Raw genomic sequence first — 17064 nt, forward strand, 5'->3', positions numbered from 1 at the left:
GCGAAAGATAATGGTGGCTATGTCGCGGGTGTCCACCTCTTCCCATTCCGAACAGAGAAGTTAAGCCCCGCCGAGCCGATGGTACTGCGGTCACACGCGGGAGAGTAGGTAGCCGCCAACCCCCTTATACCAGACACCCCACCCCCCGGAAGGAGGCGTGGGGTGTCCTGCGTCTATACCCTAGGAGAAGGGGGGGGAGGGAAGGGAGGGATTCTTACGCTCTTTTAGTGCTTATTCCTATAGCCTATCCCAGACCCAACCGCTGAAATTTCCTCAACTGCTGAGGGCAGCTCCTCTTTACTGGCTTCTTCATGCTCCCGTAGTTTACTCTCTTTAAGGTTCCTAGAAAGACCCTTGTTTACTGTTGCTGGAAGGTTCTTTATTGATTTAATATAGTATAAGTGAGAAATCAAGAGAGGTATTCAGTGGGATTAAGTTATTCAGAAGGTTTAGGAGTAAAGGGAAGTAAGAAAGTTGGTTTATCTTGAATGGAAATTCCTCTTTATCTTCATCACACGATAAAAGCGAAAGCCGGTGAAGCAGGAATGATCATTCCTGCTTCACCGGCTTTCGCTTTTAATTCCTTTGCTGTTCTTGAATTGGTTTCTGCCCTAGAACAGATTTACACCTGTGTAGGTGAAGGGGGTGATGGTATGCAATTCTTTTTTAAGAGCTTCAGAGATTGCTAGACCTTCAATGAAATTCCTGATGGATACCTCCGTTATTTTCTCATTCGTTCTGGTTAAGCCTTTCAATGCTTCATAAGGAGCTGGGTACCCTTCTCTTCTCAAAACTGTCTGAACTGCTTCTGCTACCACTGCCCAATTTTCTTCTAGATCCTGGTTGAGGGCTTCCTGGTTTAGCTGGAGCTTGCCTATTCCTTTCTGCAGTGATTTCAACGCTAATAAAGAATGAGAGATAGGTACGCCAATGTTCCTTAACACTGTAGAATCAGTCAAATCCCTTTGTAATCTTGAAATGGGTAGCTTTTCTGATAAATAGGCGAAAATCGCATTCGCTAATCCTAGGTTGCCCTCCGCATTTTCAAAATCAATAGGGTTCACTTTGTGGGGCATGGCGGAGGAACCAATTTCGCCTTCCTTGATTTTTTGTTTGAAGTAGCCCATGGAAATGTACTGCCAGATATCCCGGGCAAAATCCACCAGAATGGTATTGATCCTTTTTATGGTGTCAAAGAGAGCCGCTAAATGATCATAATGCTCAATTTGGGTAGTAACCTGGCTTCTCTGTAACTGAAGCTTTTCCTTTAGGAACGTGTTGCCGAAGGCCACCCAATCTATAGAGGGATATGCCACAAAGTGGGCATTGAAGTTACCAGTGGCTCCACCGAATTTCCCAGCAAAAGGGATTTGCTCTAGTAAAAAGAGTTGTTGTTCCAGACGCTCCACGAAGACCTGCACCTCCTTACCCAATTTGGTAGGGGAAGCAGGTTGTCCATGGGTGTGGGCTAGCATGGGGATATCCTTCCATTCACTTGCCAGCGTAGCTAACGTTTCTTTCAATTGAGACAAAACAGGGAAATACTCTTCCTGCAATGCCCTCTGCAAGGACATAGGTATGGCGGTGTTATTGATATCCTGCGAAGTAAGACCAAAGTGCACGAATTCTTTCTGATCACCTATTCCTAATTGCTGGAACTTCTCCTTTATAAAGTACTCCACCGCCTTCACATCATGGTTGGTGACTTTCTCGGTTTCCTTGATGGTTTGAGCATCTTCAGGAGAAAAGTCTTCATAGATCTTCCGCATGGAGGAGAACAGCGAGGCGTCAATGCCCTGCAACTGGGGGAGCGGAAGTTCACAAAGGGAGATAAAGTATTCTACCTCCACCAGCACCCGGTAGCGGATAAGGGCGTATTCAGAAAAATAAGCAGCCAGGGAAGCTACCTGACCCCGGTACCTACCGTCAATGGGTGAAATAGCCGTAAGCGCAGTTAAATTCATATTCACTAGATTTTACCCAAAGATAGGAAGGAAGATCAGAACCTCTAGTACCTAGAACTTATACCTACTGCTTTCGTGTTCCTTTAGATAAACCTTGTAAATAAGTCTTCGTATTTATCCAGTTGCCTTGCTAGCCGCGTTATTGTGTCAAGTATTGCATTAGTTTTGCAGTTTGGAGTAAAATTTGCGATGGCTCTCCGCAGTATCATTAACCATAGAAACCACCTTGTCAAAGTTCAGAGATTTTTTTGTCAGGAATAAAAAGAAGCTATTGATTGGAGCGGGCGTGTTCCTCTCCTTATTGATCATATCCTTTGTAGCCTTCCTGCTAAACCGCGAGAGGATCTTACAGTTCGCGGTAGCCAAAGTGATCAAGAAGGTAGAGAGCAAATACCCCGCTGATCTACAGATAGGAAAAGCAGAATTCAAGGACTTCAACACTGTTTTGGTCACCAACATTGCGTTACTGCCCCAAAACCAACCAAAGCTCCTTCAAATAGATACCGTAGAAGCTACCGTAAGTTTCCGGTCTCTCTTTCTAGGAAGAATGGTTTTCAAGCAATTTGACGTGGCCAATGGGATGGTAACAGCCTTCAAGCAAGACAGTACCGATAACTTTTCCTTCCTATTCAAGAAGAAAGGCAAGGGCGAACCGGCAGACACTACCGCAAAAAGCTCTAATTACGGCACCTTATTGAATAAATTGATTGAAACTGCTTTTGAGAATGTGCCAGATGGCGTGAATTTCCGGAACATGGGAGTTCTGTTCAAGAACGAGGGCCGCACCATCAGCATGAACTTGCCCACCCTTTTGGTGGAAGACGGAGGTATTGATGCCAGAATGACCATCACCACAGATTCTGTGACCAATACCATGTATGTGAAAGGGCTTATTGACCCTGCTAAATACCTTCTTTCGGCTAAGTTCTACGGAGACAGCCAATCAGGAAGTATTGAGGTACCCTACATTGAGCAGAAATTTGGGGCCACCATGCGTTTTGATACCCTCAGTCTTAGCATCACAGATAAGGTGTACAAAAACAACCAGCTGACCATCAGAGGGGAGTCTAGCGCATACGGCCTTGTCTTGAACCACCCCAAGATAGCCGATGAGAACGTAACCGTGCAGAATGGGGCTCTGAAGTATGTGATTACCCTGGGAGACCATTATTACGCCCTGGAGCCGGAGTCTGAGGTCCGGATCAACAAGGCCATCTTCTATCCGCAGCTCACTTATGAGACCAAGCCAAGCCGTAAAATCGGCATCAAGGTAGATTCTCCGGAGATACCAGCCAATGACTTGTTCTCCTCGTTGCCTCCAGGGCTTTTTGATACGTTCCAGGGCATCAAAGCCACGGGAACGTTCAAATACAAAATGAATTTCTTCGTAGACATGGCCCAGGTGGATAGTCTGAAGTTTGACTCAGACCTGGATGCCAAGAACTTCCAGATCACAGATTTCGGGCCAAACGACCTACGGAAGTTGAACACCGAATTTGTCCATACGGTGTATGAAAAGGGTAAGCCAGTGCGGTCTTTTGCCGTGGGACCGTCTAACCCTAATTTCACCCCATTCAACCAGATTCCCCGGTACCTGAAATACGCGATCTTAACGGCCGAGGACCCCCGGTTCTTTACCCATAAGGGCTTCCATGAAGGCGCCTTCCGCCATTCGCTTATCACCAATATCAAAGAAGGTTCTTTTGTGCGGGGCGGCAGTACCGTATCTATGCAGCTGGTGAAGAACGCTTTCCTGACCAGAAAGAAAACCATCACCAGAAAGGTGGAGGAATCCTTGATCGTCTGGATAATTGAAAACCTGCGCTTAACGCCTAAAGAGAGAATGTATGAGGTATACCTCAACATTATTGAGTGGGGCCCCAACGTGTACGGCGTAAAGGAGGCGGCGAATTTCTACTTCTCTAAATCGCCTAGCCAGCTTAACCTGGAGGAAAGCCTGTTCCTGGCCAGTATCGTGCCCAAGCCTAAACAATACCGTACCTATTTTGATGTCTACGGAGGGCTACGGGCGTACCCAAGGTATTTCTTCAAGCTGATTACCGGTAACATGTTGAAAAGGGGTTTGATCTCCTCCTCAGAGCACGCCAGCGTGTCGCCGTATGTGAACCTCAACGGCCGGGCCGGAAGCTTTATCATTGCCAAACCAGACACTACCCAGATCATGGATACCCTGCAATTGGCACCCATTGATCTGCTTGATTTTTAATTGTTCATTTCCCCCAACAGAAAAGGCTACGTTGCATAAACGTAGCCTTTTCTTTTAGGAGGATGTGTAGTAAGGAACGGGGTTACTAGTTTTACTGCTGTTTTTAAGAAACCAGCCTAGAAACAAGAAGAACCTTTCCAGCCTCCTTCACTTGCATAGCGAAGTATACTCAGCAATAAAGTAGGATAGGTAGACGAGGCGGGAGATGCCCTGAAAAAGCACTGCCCCCGTTTAGAGGCTGTTTTGCAGAAAACAATCTCTAAACGGGGGCAGTGAAATTAGAAAGGCAACGTGTTATGCCTGGTCTTCTTCCTGGCCGGTGAAAGGTACTGGCGGCTTCTCCTTCTTCGGGAAAATGAGGGACAGTACCACAGAGGTGGTAAGAATAAACGCGACTACCCCCAGCGCCACCAACATGTTAATGTGGTAGAAATCCTGCAGGATGAGCTTGGCGCCAATGAAGATCAAGATGACAGAAAGGCCGTAGTGCAGGTAATGGAACAACTGCATGATTCCCGCCAAAGCAAAGTACAGCGCTCTTAGACCTAGCAAAGCAAACACGTTGGAGGTGTACACAATGAAGGGGTCTTTGGAGATAGCCAGAATAGCTGGGATAGAGTCTGCTGCGAAGACGATGTCAGTGGTCTCCACCATGATCAGGACCAGGAACAGCGGCGTGGCAAAAAGGGTTTTATCAAGGCGTACAAAGAAATTGCCTTCATAGTGGCGCTTGGTGATGGGCATGTAACGGCCCACGAATTTCACCACCGGGTTCGCACTGGGGTCAAGGTCCTCGTCGCCGGAGGAGGTAGCCATCTTGATACCCGTGAAAATCAGGAACCCACCCAGGATGTAGACAATGAAGTGGAACTTAGCCAATAACGCAACGCCCACCAAGATGAAGACGGCCCTGAAAAACAAGGCCCCTAACACGCCCCAGAACAGGATTTTGTGCTGGTACTTGGCAGGTACCTGAAAGTAATTGAAGATCAAAATGAACACGAAGAGGTTGTCTACGCTCAGGGACTTCTCAATCAGGTAAGCCGTCAGGAATTCAAGGGCAGGGCCGCTTCCTTTCCAGTAATAGACAAGAACGTTGAAGGCCATGGAAAGGGCAATCCAGAAAGCACTCCACCACAGGGCCTCTTTGATTTTCACCTCGTGGGTTTTCCGGTGGAAGACGAACAGGTCCAGGGCCAGCAATAGGAGGACAAAGGCGTTGAATCCTACCCAAAATAAGATGTCTGTATTCACTGCTATAGGGTTGGGGTTAGAGACAAAGATATAGGTCGCCGGCAGGGTCTGAACCGCAGGCAAAGCATACCATCATAAAAAAGAAAGGGAAAGATACGCCTAAACAACCGCAAAACCATGATGACGGACCAAGGCAATTTTTTTGAACAGGCCTTGATTCTCTTACAAAAGAGCGGCCACAGAGGCAATCTTCCGGCGGTCAAACTTCCGGAAGTAGCTGGCTACCTTCATCTGGATAACGCCCAGGAACGCCTCTTTGATAATCCCTTTGCTCATCTTTGACTGGCCTTTGGTGCGGTCTGTGAAAATGATGGGCACCTCCTTTATCTTGAAGCCATACATGTAGGTTAGAAACTTCATCTCAATCTGGAAGGCGTAGCCAATGAATTTGACTCTGTCTAGGTTGATGGTTTCCAGCACCCGGTGGTGGTAGCATTTGAAACCTGCGGTGGCGTCATGAATGGGCATGCCCGTGATAAAGCGTACGTACCGGCTGGCAAAGTAGGAGAGCAGCACCCGGCTCATGGGCCAATTCACTACGTTCACGCCGTTGCTGTACCGGCTACCGATGGCCAGGTCATAGCCGTCTTCATTACACGCCTTGTACAGCTTGATCAGGTCTTTAGGATTGTGAGAGAAATCAGCGTCCATCTCAAAGATGTACTCATACCCGGCACGCAGTGCATATTTGAATCCATGGATGTAGGCGGTGCCCAAACCCAGCTTGCCTTTGCGCTGCTCCAGGAACAGGCGGTCTGGGTATTCGGTCTGGAGGCGCAAAACTGCCTCAGCGGTGCCGTCAGGGGAATTGTCGTCTACAATAAGAATATGGAAAAGGTGTGGGAGCGAGAAAATTTTCCTGATTATCGCTTCAATGTTTTCTATTTCATTGTAGGTCGGGATGACCACCACAGACTCTTTCATCCCCCAAATATAATCTATAAGGGTTTATGGAAAAGAGGGCCGTTGGGAATATATTTTTTGGGCCAGTTGTTTCGCGTGCCGCACGCAGTCGGGCACGGCGGGGCCGGTAAGCCAGTTGGCACAGGCATAGAGCTGCTCTGGCTCCAGAAGTTCCAGGAGCTGGTGCACATCATTGATGAACATGTCAGCCTGCGGGAAGCCAGTGGGCCACCGGTAGCAGTGCTGAAACACGGGAAGCTTGGACGAGATGGAATAGTTTTCCCGCAGTTCCTCGTGTACCTGCAGCAGAATCTCCGCCTCGGGCAATTGGGCAGCCTCCGGGGCCTGGCTGCCGCCTATGAAGGAAGTGAACAAGACTTCATCTGGTGGACAGGTGCCCGGAAAAAGGGAACTGCTCCAGACCGCCCCCAAACTGAAGGGGTTCTCTTTCTGCGGATGCAGCGCCCCAAACCCAGCCAGCGGATATCCAACGGCATGCTTCCGGTAGGCGGTATGCACCACTGTGAGGGGTACGTACGTCACATTATATAGGGCGGCCGCCAAACCAGGCGAGGTGAAGTCAAGCAGTTCAGCGGCGGCGTGGGCAGGCAAGGCGATGACCACGGCATCAAACTCCTCATCGCCTAGCCCTTCCACGTCATGCTGGATGCTGAGCAGGTATTTCCCCTTGGCCCGGTGGATCATCTCCACCTTGTGGTCCAGGTGCAGCGACACCAACTTGGAGGCAATGGCCTGGGGAAGGGACTGCAGGCCGTTCACCAGGGAAACCACCGGTTTAGATGGCAAGTCTTGCTGTAGGTCCAGCCCTTTCAGTACCGAGCCATGTTCCCTTTCCAGTTCCTTCAAACCCGGAAAGGTTCTCTCCAACAGGAGCTTGTCTGGGTCGCCGGCGTACAGGCCCGCCACCATAGGGTTGATCAGGTAGTCCACCACTTCCTGCCCAAACCGGCGCTGGAAAAACTGACTTACCGTTTCCTCCGGGATTTCCTGGGGGGGTAGTTGCGTCTCCTGGGAGATCTGGAGCTTGGTGCGCCAATGGAAGAAGGAATCCTGCAACAGGAGCTTCGGCGTAGACGGCAGACAATAGAATTCCCCGTCTTTCCTGATGTACCGGTGGGTGCTTTGGGGAGTAGGGCGGAGGACATCCTCTTCCAGTTTCAGCTCTTGGAGAAGCTCTTCCAGTTCCTGGTTCATTTGCAGGGAATGTGGCCCCAACTCAAGCTGATACGGCCCGTGTTGCATGCTTTTGATCACGCCGCCCACTTCAGGTTCACTCTCAAACAGGTCATAACGCACCCCTAGCTTCTGAAGGTAGTAAGCTAAGGCCAATCCTGAAATACCTGCTCCTATGATGGCTACGCGCATGAAGGGGGACGTTGGTGGTAGGTAGTTAACGTACGTAAGCGGGATTAACACGTTCTTCACCCATTTTAGAGAATATAGGGCAAAAACGGTATGCCCTGAAAAAAGCATGCTGCATTCTCTTTACTTTTGAGGCCATGGAGAAACAGCAACAACCGGTTCCTTTGGCCAAGGCGGTGTTTTTAGATCGTGATGGGGTCCTGAATGTGGAAAGGGGTGAATACACCTGGCGGCTACAGGATTTTGAAGTATGCCCAGGTGTGCCGGAAGCTTTGGCCCTCTTGAAACAGCACGGCTACCTGTTGGTAGTAGTCACGAACCAAGCCGGAATCACCAAAGGCCTTTATACCAAAGAAGATGTATTAGCCTGCCACGTCAAACTTCAGGCCGCCTGCGGCCACCTGATAGATGCGCTCTACATGGCGCCGGGCCATCCGTCTAAGTCAGAGTCCCTTTCCAGGAAGCCCAACAGCCTGATGCTGGAGAAAGCCATTGCCAGGTTCCACCTGTACCCGGCGGCCTGCTGGCTTGTAGGTGACCAACCGCGTGACCTGCAAGCGGCTCAATCTTGCGGCATCTCAGGCATATTAGTAGGGCCACACCCACCAGGTACCCATCCCCAGCAGAAAAGCAATCTACTGGAAGCCGCCCAATTCATTGTGGCCAAAACCGCCTGAGGAACCATACCAAAGCAGGCGCTAGAGAGCCTGCCAAGTGTAAGGTGTTCTAATAGTTGGTTGTAGGAGGAAGTGGCTAGCTGAAGGAACTGGTTTTGTACCCTCTTTAAGGCTCCTCTGGATTTTTGATTGCATAGCTTCTTCAAAGGAAAACTGTTTTCCAAGGCTTTTCTCAAAAAGAGTCTCAAAACAGCCGTTTCTCCCAAAAAGACAACAGGTAGGGAAGTTGTTTCTTCTGGGGCATTACATAAGAAAACCCCGGAAGAAAACTCCCGGGGCTTCAATAAGGTCGAGTATCGTCAGAAGAACGTTATCCGTTCACTTTGCTGGTAACCGGAGCCTTGGCAACGGCTTTCACCATTGCTTTCTGCTCTACAGAGCGATCAGATTTTTGTGAGTACGCAGGGCAGGTAGATGATTTGCAAGAGGCAAAGCCCAGTACGCAGATGGAAGCTAACAGAAACAGGTTCTTCATATTATTCAGTATACAAACATATAAGGTATTCTACTTCAAATCTAAGGTTTTTGTTTAGGATTAAAACCCTTTTCAAAAAATATTTCTTAGTCCTTATATCCTAGAATCTGAAGCATAGAATCCACGTTCTGCTCCTCAGCGAAAACCCATGATTTGAGGCTGCCGTCGGCTTCGCGGTCAATGATCACGTGCTTGGGCGAGGGGATTAGGCAGTGCTTGATGCCGCCGTAGCCACTAAGGCTTTCCTGGTAGGCGCCCGTGTGGAAGAACCCAATGTACTGCGGCTCTGCCTGCTCTTTCTGAACCTTGGGCAAAAACACCTGGAACGAGTGCATCTCAGAGTTGTAGTAATCCTGGCTGTCACAGGTTAAGCCGCCAATGTTCAGGCGCTGGTAGTCTTTGTCCCAGTTGTTGAGGGCAAACAAGATATAACGTTGGTTCAGGGCCCAGGTGTCTGGCAGGTTGGTGATGAAAGACCCGTCAATCATGTACCACAGCTCTTTGTCGTTCTGCAGCTTGGTATCCAGAATAGAATACACGTGCGCGCCGCTTTCCCCTACGGTGTAAATCCCGAACTCCGTGAAGATGTTGGGCTCCGGCACGCCTTCCTCACGACAGATGCGTTGGATGGTGCGTAGGATCTCCTCAATCATGTACCGGTAGTTGTAGTCAAACTGGATAGAGGTCTTGATGGGGAAACCGCCGCCAATGTCAATGGTGTCCAGGTCTGGGCACAGCTTCTTCATCTCGCAGTATTTGTGCACAAAACGGCTCAACTCAGACCAGTAGTAAGACGTGTCTTTGATACCGGTGTTGATGAAATAGTGAAGCATCTTAAGCTTGAACTTAGGATTGTTCTCTATCTTGGTCTTGTACAGGCCCACCACATCATTATAGTTGATGCCCAGGCGGGAGGTGTAGAACTGGAACTTAGGCTCCTCGTCAGAGGCCAGCCTGATGCCCACCTGGCACTCGCCGTTCACAAACTCCTCGTAGTGGTCAATCTCGCCCAAATGATCCAGTACCGGCGTCACGTTCTTGAAGCCATCGTTGATCATGGAGGTGATATGGTCGCGGTACAGCTCGCGCTTGAAGCCGTTGCACACCACAAACACATCTTTGTTTACCTTGCCTTTTTCAAATAATGCCCTGATAATAGGCATGTCAAAGGAAGAGGAGGTTTCAATGTGGATGTCGTTTTTCAGGGCTTCCTCCAAAACAAAGGAGAAATGCGAGGACTTGGTGCAATAGCAGTACGTGTAGGTGCCCTGGTAATTCAGTTTCTCCATGGATTCCTTGAACAGGATCTTGGCTTTCTGAATCTGGGAACTGATTTTTGGCAGGTAGGTAAGGCGCAACGGCGTGCCGTATTGCTTTACCAGTTCCATCATGGGAATGCCGTTGAAAGAGAGTTCGTTGTTATGGACAGTGAATTCCTCCGTAGGGAAATCAAAGGTTTGGTGTATGAGGTCTGTGTATTTATCCATTATAATGTAAAGGGGTATCCAAAGCGGATACCGTGCGAAATTGCTTGTATTTTACCATCTTTGCAAAAACTAGTTTCCGTTTTGCATGAAAAAAATCAGACTGATAGAAGTGAAATCTGAGTTGGGGGCAGGAACACGCGGAGCTAGTTTGGGCGTAGACGCCCTTAAAATTGCGTGTCTGAACAAACATTCAGATTATTTCAAGCGGTTCAACACCATAGAGGTACCCAACCTCAATGATGTCTTGTTTGAAAAGAACCTCTTCCCGCATGCCAAATACATTGACAGTGTGCTGCAGACGTACAAACGCATCAGTAACACTGTTGAACAAACATTAGGGCTGGGAATGTTCCCGTTGCTGCTGGCCGGTGACCATTCCAATGCCGGCGGCACCATTGCGGGCATCAAGGCCGCGTATCCAGACAAAACGCTGGGGGTGATATGGGTAGACGCCCACGCTGACATCCACTCGCCTTATACCACCCCCTCTGGCAACATGCACGGCATGCCCTTGGCCGCCTCATTAGCCGAGGACAACAAAGACTGCAAAGTCAATGACGTTGACTCAGAGACCCTGTTTTTCTGGGAAGCCCTGAAGAAAGTAGGTACTGACAAGCCGAAGATCAGACACGAGCACATTGTCTACATTGTGACCCGTAGCTATGAGAAGCCCGAGGTGTACCTCTTTGACAAGCACAACATCAAGAACTTCACCTACCCAGAAGTCATCGCCAAAGGCATAGAGCAGGTGGCCGAAGAAGCCTTGCACCGCCTTCGGGAGTGTGACATCATCTACGTCTCTTTTGACGTGGACAGTCTGGACTCCAAGTTCTCCAAAGGCACTGGTACCCCGGTAGAAGTGGGCCTGAACGTGGACCAAGCCAAGCAACTGTGCTACCACCTGGTCAGCGACCCCAAAGTGGTGTGCTTTGAGATGGTGGAAATCAACCCCACGCTAGACGCGGAGAACACCATGGCCCAAAACGCCTTTGACATATTAGAATATACCACTGAAGCCATTCAGAACCGTTTGGCCCAAGAAGCCCAAACGGCGCCTACTGCTTAACCACAGATGAAACAACTTGAAAACCAGATTGCCCAGGCCTTGAGCCAGGCCTTACAAGATACTTTCCAGCACGCCCTGCCCGCCCAGCAGATCAACCTGCAGCCTACCCGCAAAGAGTTTGCCGGTACGTTCACCTTTGTCACCTTCCCGCTCACCAAAGCCTTAGGCAAAGGCCCGGAGCAGATTGGCCAGGCGCTGGGAGAAGCCTTGACCCAACAAGCCCCGCAGGTAGCCGGCTACAACGTGGTGAAAGGGTTCCTCAACATTGAGATCAAAGACAGCGTGTGGCTGCAGCAATTCTCAGAACAGGTGGCAGGTTTAGGTGCTAATTCTGAGGAAACAGGTCAAAAACAGCGGGTGGTGGTAGAGTATTCTTCGCCCAACACCAACAAGCCCCTGCACCTGGGGCACCTGCGCAACAACTTCCTGGGCTATTCCGTGGCCGAGATCCTGAAAGCCGCCGGATATGACGTGATCAAAGCCAACCTGGTGAACGACCGCGGCATCCACATCTGCAAGTCCATGATCGCCTATGAGAAATTTGGGCAGGGAGAGACCCCAGAGAGTGCCGGCATCAAAGGCGACCACCTGGTGGGCAAATACTACGTGGAATTTGACAAAGCCTATAAAAAGGAGATAGATGCACTGGTAGCCCAGGGCATGGACAAGGAGCAGGCCAAGAAGCAGGCGCCCCTGATGCTGGAAACCCAGGAGATGCTCCAGAAATGGGAGCAGCATGACCCCGCCACCATTGCCCTTTGGGAAAAGATGAACGGCTGGGTGTACCAGGGCTTCAACGCCACCTACCAGAACATTGGGGTGGATTTTGACAAGTTCTACTATGAGTCAGGCACGTACCTGCTGGGCAAAGACCGCGTAGAGGAAGGCCTGGAAAAAGGCGTGTTTTTCAAAAAAGCCGATGGATCTGTCTGGATTGACCTCACCGAGGAAGGACTGGATGAGAAACTGGTGCTCCGCGCCGACGGAACTTCGGTGTACATCACGCAAGACCTCGGCACCGCCGAACTCAAATACCAGGACTTCCGCTATGACCAGTCTGTCTACGTGGTGGCTGATGAGCAGAACTACCATTTCCAGGTGCTCAAAGCCATCCTGAAGAAACTGGGCAAACCCTATGCTGATGGCATCTTCCACCTGTCTTACGGTATGGTAGACCTACCCAGCGGCAAGATGAAGTCGCGGGAGGGCACGGTGGTAGACGCCGATGAACTGGTGCAGGAGATGATTGACACGGCCCGCCAGAAAACCGATGAGCTAGGCAAGATTGACGGGTTCTCTTCTGAGGAGGCCCAACAGCTGTACCATACCCTGGCCATGGGTGCGCTCAAGTACTTTCTTCTGAAAGTGGACCCCAAGAAGCGCATGCTGTTCAACCCAGAGGAGTCCATTGACTTCAAGGGCAACACCGGGCCGTTCATCCAGTACACCCACGCCCGTATTGCTGCTATCCAACGCAAAGCCCAGGAATTGGGGATCGTTGCCGAGGCCGGTTCTTTCTCTGAGGTGGAGGTGCTGCATGAAACGGAGCGCGAGGTGCTGGTTTTGCTCAATTACGCAGACTCCATCATTGCCGAGGCCGCCCGCAACTACGCGCCTTCCATTATTGCCCAATATGCCTTTGACGTGGCCAAGAGCTACAACCGGTTCTACACCGAGGTACCTATCTTCCAGGAGGCGAACGCGCAGGTGTTGAGTTTCCGGATTGCTTTGTCTGCCCAGGTAGCCAAGACCCTGAAGCGGGTGATGGGCTTGCTGGGGATTTCCGTGCCGGAGAGAATGTAAGTAGACGGATGCTGAAACGCCGGTCCCGGTTTCTGGTCTAAGAGACGGCGGCCGGCGTTTCAGGCTGCTTTTCTGAAAAAGGGCTTCAAAACGCCCAGGGGTATCGCCTGGAGCGAAGAAAACCAAAGTGCCCCAAACCGGGTTAAAGAATAATAACGCATTGATTGTCATGCAAAAACTGATCACCCTTTTCTCGCTCACCCTGTTGACTGCTTGTTCCAGTCCGGGAGTTACCTCTAAAGAGAAATCTACTTCTACCACTATGAATACCGCCCAGGAATCTTCTATCTACAGCATTCCGTTGCACACCATAGACGGAAAAGAAACCACCCTTAAGAACTACAAGGGAAAGAAAGTCTTGATCGTGAATGTGGCCTCTGAGTGCGGCTACACCCCGCAGTACGCAGACCTGGAGAAACTACACAAACTGCACGGTGACAAGGTAGTGGTGCTGGGTTTCCCGGCCAACGATTTCGGCGCCCAGGAAAAAGGGAGCAACGAGGAGATTGCCCAATTCTGCCAGAAGAACTTCGGAGTAACGTTCCCGCTTTTCCAGAAGGCCTCTGTGGTGGGCGCAGAACAGCAGCCTTTGTACAAATGGCTCACCAGCCAACAGGTGAACGGCAGTAACGCCGCGGCGCCTTCCTGGAACTTCTGCAAGTACCTGATCAGTGAAAACGGCAAGGTGCTTAAATTCTATCCGTCTAAGGTTTCTCCGCTGAGCGAGGAGTTGCTGCGGGACATCAATAGCTAAGCGTTTTTAGGTGGAGGTACAAAAAACGGCCCTGAAACGGCCATCCGCCGGCACCTGGGTGTCGGCGTTCAGGTTACGTACGTTGCCTTTGGCCTTGTCCTGTATAGGCATGGGCGGTTTTCTGGCGGCCGCCGACCATCTTTCCAGGTGGCCGGTGTTGCTGTTGTGCGTGCTCACCACCCTGTTTCTGCAGATCCTCTCCAACCTGGCCAACGACTACGGCGATACCAAGCACGGCGCTGACAGCCAGCACCGAGAAGGGCCGCAGCGGGCGGTGCAGGCCGGGCAGATTTCGCCGGCGCAGATGCGCGGCGCCATTATCGTGTTCAGCCTGCTGTCATTGGTGTCTGGGGTGGCTTTGTTGTGGGTGGCTTTGGGTGCTTCGGGGTTGTACCTGTTTTTGTTTTTCCTGCTGCTGGGCTTGGGGGCCATCTGGGCCGCCATTGGGTATACCAACGGTGCCAAGCCGTATGGCTATGCCGGATTAGGCGACATCTCAGTGTTTTTCTTCTTTGGCTGGGTAGGGGTGGTAGGCACCTATTTTCTGCAAACAGAACGTTTTTTCTCTGAGATGCTGCTACCGGCCTCCAGTCTGGGCTTTTTCTCGGCGGCGGTGCTCAACGTGAACAACATCAGAGACCTGAAATCAGATGCGCTGGCCGGCAAACGGTCAGTGCCGGTACGGTTAGGGGCTTTGCAGGCCCGCCGGTACCACTGGTTCCTGCTGTTGGCTGGCCTGCTCTGCACCGTGGTTTTTGTGTGGGTGCGGGAGAACAGCACGTATTGGCCCTGGCTTTTCCTGGGTTCCCTTCCCTTGCTGGTTTATAACGGGCGGGAAGTGAAACGCCGGCAGACAGCCGCCGATTTGGACCCTCTTCTGAAGCAAATGGCCCTGGCTACCCTCTGCTACGTGCTTTTGCTGGGCATTGGGTTGCTGTTGGACCGGTAGTACAAGCATAAGGGGTAATCCACGAAAAAGGGCTGTTTTCTGCAAAACAGCCCTTTTTTGTGGAAGGAATAATCTAAGCGCTATTCAGCGGAAGCAGTTGGGGTGCTGGCAGCTGATTGTCCGCCCTCCGTAGGTTTTGGTCCCACTGGTTTCTTACGCCGTTTCTTCTTTCTTTTCACCTCTTCCCCTTCGGCTCTGGGAGCCTGGGGCTGGCCCTCGGTACGGGGTGGGCGAGGGGCGGCGCCTTCCGGGGTAGTGCCGGCTGGTCTATCTGTCCGGGGTTTCCCTTCCCGGCGACGGTTGTTGTCGCGGGAACCGCCGCTGCTGCCTTCTCTGCGCGTACCTTCGGAGCGCCCGCCGCCTGAGGGGCGTCCGCCACGGCCAGCGGGCGCGCCGCTTCTGCCACCGCGGCCTCCTCTTTTGCTGTTGCCTACCGGGTCAAAGGCCGGGCCTTCGCCTACGCCTTCTGGAAGGGGTAGTTTAGGAAGCTCGCGCTCAATCAGTTTCTCTATTTTCACCAGTCTTTCCTGGTCTTGTTCGTTCACGAAGGTGATGGCCACGCCGGAAGTCTCTGCCCGGGCGGTACGGCCAATGCGGTGCACGTAGTCCTCGGCATCCTGGGGTACGTCAAAGTTCACCACGTGGCTGATTCCCTCCACGTCAATCCCTCTGGACATCACATCTGTGGCTACCAACACCTGCAGTTGCTTGTTCCTGAAGCGCTGCAGGGTGGCTTCGCGCTCATCCTGGGTGCGGTCAGAACTGATGCCTTCGGCCTCAAAGCCCATTTTCTGCAGAGAGCGCACAATGTCATTCACCGCGTTCTTGCGCGAGGTGAAAAGAATCATGGTCTGGATCTGGGCGTCTTTGAGAATGTGTTGCAGCACCCGTAGCTTCTGGTTGTCATACACCAGGTAAATGCGCTGGTCAATGTTAGCGGCCGGCTTGGAGATGGAGAGGCTTATTTCCTCCGGTTCCTGTAGAATCTGCTTGGCGAACCCTCTGATCTTAGGCGGCATGGTAGCCGAGAACATGAGGGTCTGGCGCTGTTTGGGCAACTGGGAGATGATCTTCATCAGGTCTTCCATGAACCCCATGTCCAGCATCTTGTCGGCCTCGTCCAGGATCAGGTATTTCACCTGGTCCAGCTTCACGTACCCCATCTGCATGTGGGCGATCAACCGGCCGGGCGTGGCAATGATAATGTCAGCCCCGCTGGTGAGGGCTTTTTTCTGCTGGTCCCAGTTCTGGGCGTTGTTGCCGCCATAGATGGCAATGGAAGTGGCTCCCGTGAAATAACTCAGGCCTTCCACCTGGTCGTCTATCTGCTTGGCGAGTTCACGGGTGGGTACCAGCACCAGGGTGCTGGTGAAGTCATACTTGGCCTCTGTGATCTTGCTGAGGGTGGGTACCAGAAAGGCCGCTGTTTTACCTGTGCCGGTCTGGGCGCAGGCGATCAAATCCTTTGACTCTAATATATAGGGTATGGCCTGGGCCTGGATAGGGGTAGCCTGTTTATAACCCATTGACCGAATACCATCTAGTAAATCGGGCTGCAGGTTGAAATCATCAAATGTTACGCTCATTGTTCTGTGTCATCTTGTTGGCCAGTGCATTGGTTATACTGGCTCTTGTATAATGGGATTGTAAAGATAACCTTTTCTTACAATTAGACTGATCTAGTTTGACTGGGAGCGTGGTGAAAAGAGACCGGAACCGGAAATCAATATATGTTGTACAATGTATAGAAATTGCACTATATAGAAATTTGGGTTTTGCTTGAGCATCCAAATTCATGGTAAGAATACAATAAACAAAAGTGTGGTTTTTTAGTAAAAAGGACAAAATATGCTTGTTTCGCCTGTAAACAAACAAAGTATTATAATATTTCAAAGAAGTTGTTTGGAACATTTTGCTAAAATACAATTGCGTGAAACCGCAAGTAAGTTGGTTCGTTAAAGCAGGTATAGAAAGAAATTGAAGATAACCAAGTTGTTGAACTAAAGTAAAATTAAAGAATATGAATCTAACTATACTTCCCTTCTTCTTAGATACAGATTAAATTTTCCTTGCTTTTTTAATTGCTATCCTAGCTTTCAAAAATTACATATAGCCTTGCGGT

The 17064-nt window shown here is 50.6% G+C and carries 13 protein-coding genes and 1 rRNA gene; 7 read left to right on the forward strand and 7 right to left on the reverse strand.

Annotation, left to right across the window (positions count from 1 at the left end; genetic code table 11):
- Nucleotides 1-9: 9 nt before the first annotated feature.
- Nucleotides 10-121: ribosomal RNA gene (rrf, locus tag FOE74_RS14060) — 5S ribosomal RNA — on the forward strand.
- A gap of 490 nt (nt 122-611) precedes the next feature.
- Here rrf and purB read toward each other — a convergent pair.
- Complete coding sequence (gene purB / locus FOE74_RS14065; protein ID WP_149099269.1) at nt 612-1964, reverse strand: adenylosuccinate lyase; 1353 nt, start codon at nt 1962-1964, stop codon at nt 612-614.
- A 226-nt stretch (nt 1965-2190) separates the two neighbouring features.
- Between purB and FOE74_RS14070 the strand changes: the two genes are divergently transcribed.
- On the forward strand, nt 2191-4191 hold the full coding sequence (locus tag FOE74_RS14070) for a biosynthetic peptidoglycan transglycosylase (protein WP_149099270.1): 2001 nt from the start codon (nt 2191-2193) through the stop codon (nt 4189-4191).
- A gap of 294 nt (nt 4192-4485) precedes the next feature.
- Here FOE74_RS14070 and FOE74_RS14075 read toward each other — a convergent pair whose 3' ends face one another.
- The 3 genes from FOE74_RS14075 to hemG all read right to left on the reverse strand — a co-directional run bounded on the left by FOE74_RS14075 (nt 4486) and on the right by hemG (nt 7734).
- A complete protein-coding gene (locus FOE74_RS14075) occupies nt 4486-5445 on the reverse strand; it encodes a TerC family protein (protein ID WP_149099271.1) in 960 nt (319 codons plus the stop codon).
- A 162-nt stretch (nt 5446-5607) separates the two neighbouring features.
- Nucleotides 5608-6369, reverse strand: coding sequence for a polyprenol monophosphomannose synthase (locus FOE74_RS14080; protein WP_149099272.1), 762 nt, complete (start codon nt 6367-6369; stop codon nt 5608-5610).
- A 24-nt stretch (nt 6370-6393) separates the two neighbouring features.
- Complete coding sequence (gene hemG / locus FOE74_RS14085) at nt 6394-7734, reverse strand: protoporphyrinogen oxidase (protein WP_149099273.1); 1341 nt, start codon at nt 7732-7734, stop codon at nt 6394-6396.
- A gap of 134 nt (nt 7735-7868) precedes the next feature.
- Between hemG and FOE74_RS14090 the strand changes: the two genes are divergently transcribed.
- Nucleotides 7869-8408 carry a D-glycero-alpha-D-manno-heptose-1,7-bisphosphate 7-phosphatase gene (locus tag FOE74_RS14090; RefSeq protein ID WP_149099274.1) on the forward strand — a complete coding sequence of 180 codons (540 nt, stop codon included), beginning with the start codon at nt 7869-7871 and terminating at the stop codon, nt 8406-8408.
- 310 nt (nt 8409-8718) lie between these two features.
- On the opposite strand, the gene FOE74_RS21255 is transcribed toward FOE74_RS14090, so the two are convergent.
- Both FOE74_RS21255 and FOE74_RS14095 read right to left on the reverse strand, forming a co-directional pair.
- Nucleotides 8719-8883 carry a hypothetical protein gene (locus tag FOE74_RS21255; protein WP_188686759.1) on the reverse strand — a complete coding sequence of 55 codons (165 nt, stop codon included), beginning with the start codon at nt 8881-8883 and terminating at the stop codon, nt 8719-8721.
- A gap of 86 nt (nt 8884-8969) precedes the next feature.
- Entirely contained in the window at nt 8970-10370 is a 1401-nt protein-coding gene (locus tag FOE74_RS14095; RefSeq protein WP_149099275.1) for a type III PLP-dependent enzyme domain-containing protein, read from the reverse strand.
- An 85-nt stretch (nt 10371-10455) separates the two neighbouring features.
- Between FOE74_RS14095 and FOE74_RS14100 the strand changes: the two genes are divergently transcribed.
- The 4 genes from FOE74_RS14100 (at nt 10456) to FOE74_RS14115 (ending at nt 14942) form a co-directional block, all read left to right on the forward strand.
- Nucleotides 10456-11436, forward strand: a complete 981-nt coding sequence (locus tag FOE74_RS14100; protein ID WP_149099276.1) for an arginase — start codon at nt 10456-10458, stop codon at nt 11434-11436.
- Nucleotides 11437-11442: 6 nt separating this feature from the next.
- Nucleotides 11443-13239, forward strand: a complete 1797-nt coding sequence (gene argS, locus FOE74_RS14105) for an arginine--tRNA ligase (RefSeq protein ID WP_149099277.1) — start codon at nt 11443-11445, stop codon at nt 13237-13239.
- Between the two features lie 169 nt (nt 13240-13408).
- Nucleotides 13409-13993: a glutathione peroxidase gene (locus FOE74_RS14110; protein WP_149099278.1), complete on the forward strand. Its 585-nt coding sequence runs from the start codon at nt 13409-13411 to the stop codon at nt 13991-13993.
- A 10-nt stretch (nt 13994-14003) separates the two neighbouring features.
- Nucleotides 14004-14942 (forward strand): 1,4-dihydroxy-2-naphthoate polyprenyltransferase, encoded by a 939-nt coding sequence (locus FOE74_RS14115; RefSeq protein ID WP_225840824.1) that lies wholly within the window; start codon nt 14004-14006, stop codon nt 14940-14942.
- Nucleotides 14943-15022: 80 nt separating this feature from the next.
- Here the strand turns inward: FOE74_RS14115 and FOE74_RS14120 are convergent, their stop codons facing one another.
- Nucleotides 15023-16528: a DEAD/DEAH box helicase gene (locus FOE74_RS14120; RefSeq protein ID WP_225840825.1), complete on the reverse strand. Its 1506-nt coding sequence runs from the start codon at nt 16526-16528 to the stop codon at nt 15023-15025.
- Between the last annotated feature and the right edge of the window lie 536 nt (nt 16529-17064).

The sequence above is a fragment of the Rufibacter glacialis genome (assembly GCF_008271745.1).
GTDB lineage: Bacteria > Bacteroidota > Bacteroidia > Cytophagales > Hymenobacteraceae > Nibribacter > Nibribacter glacialis.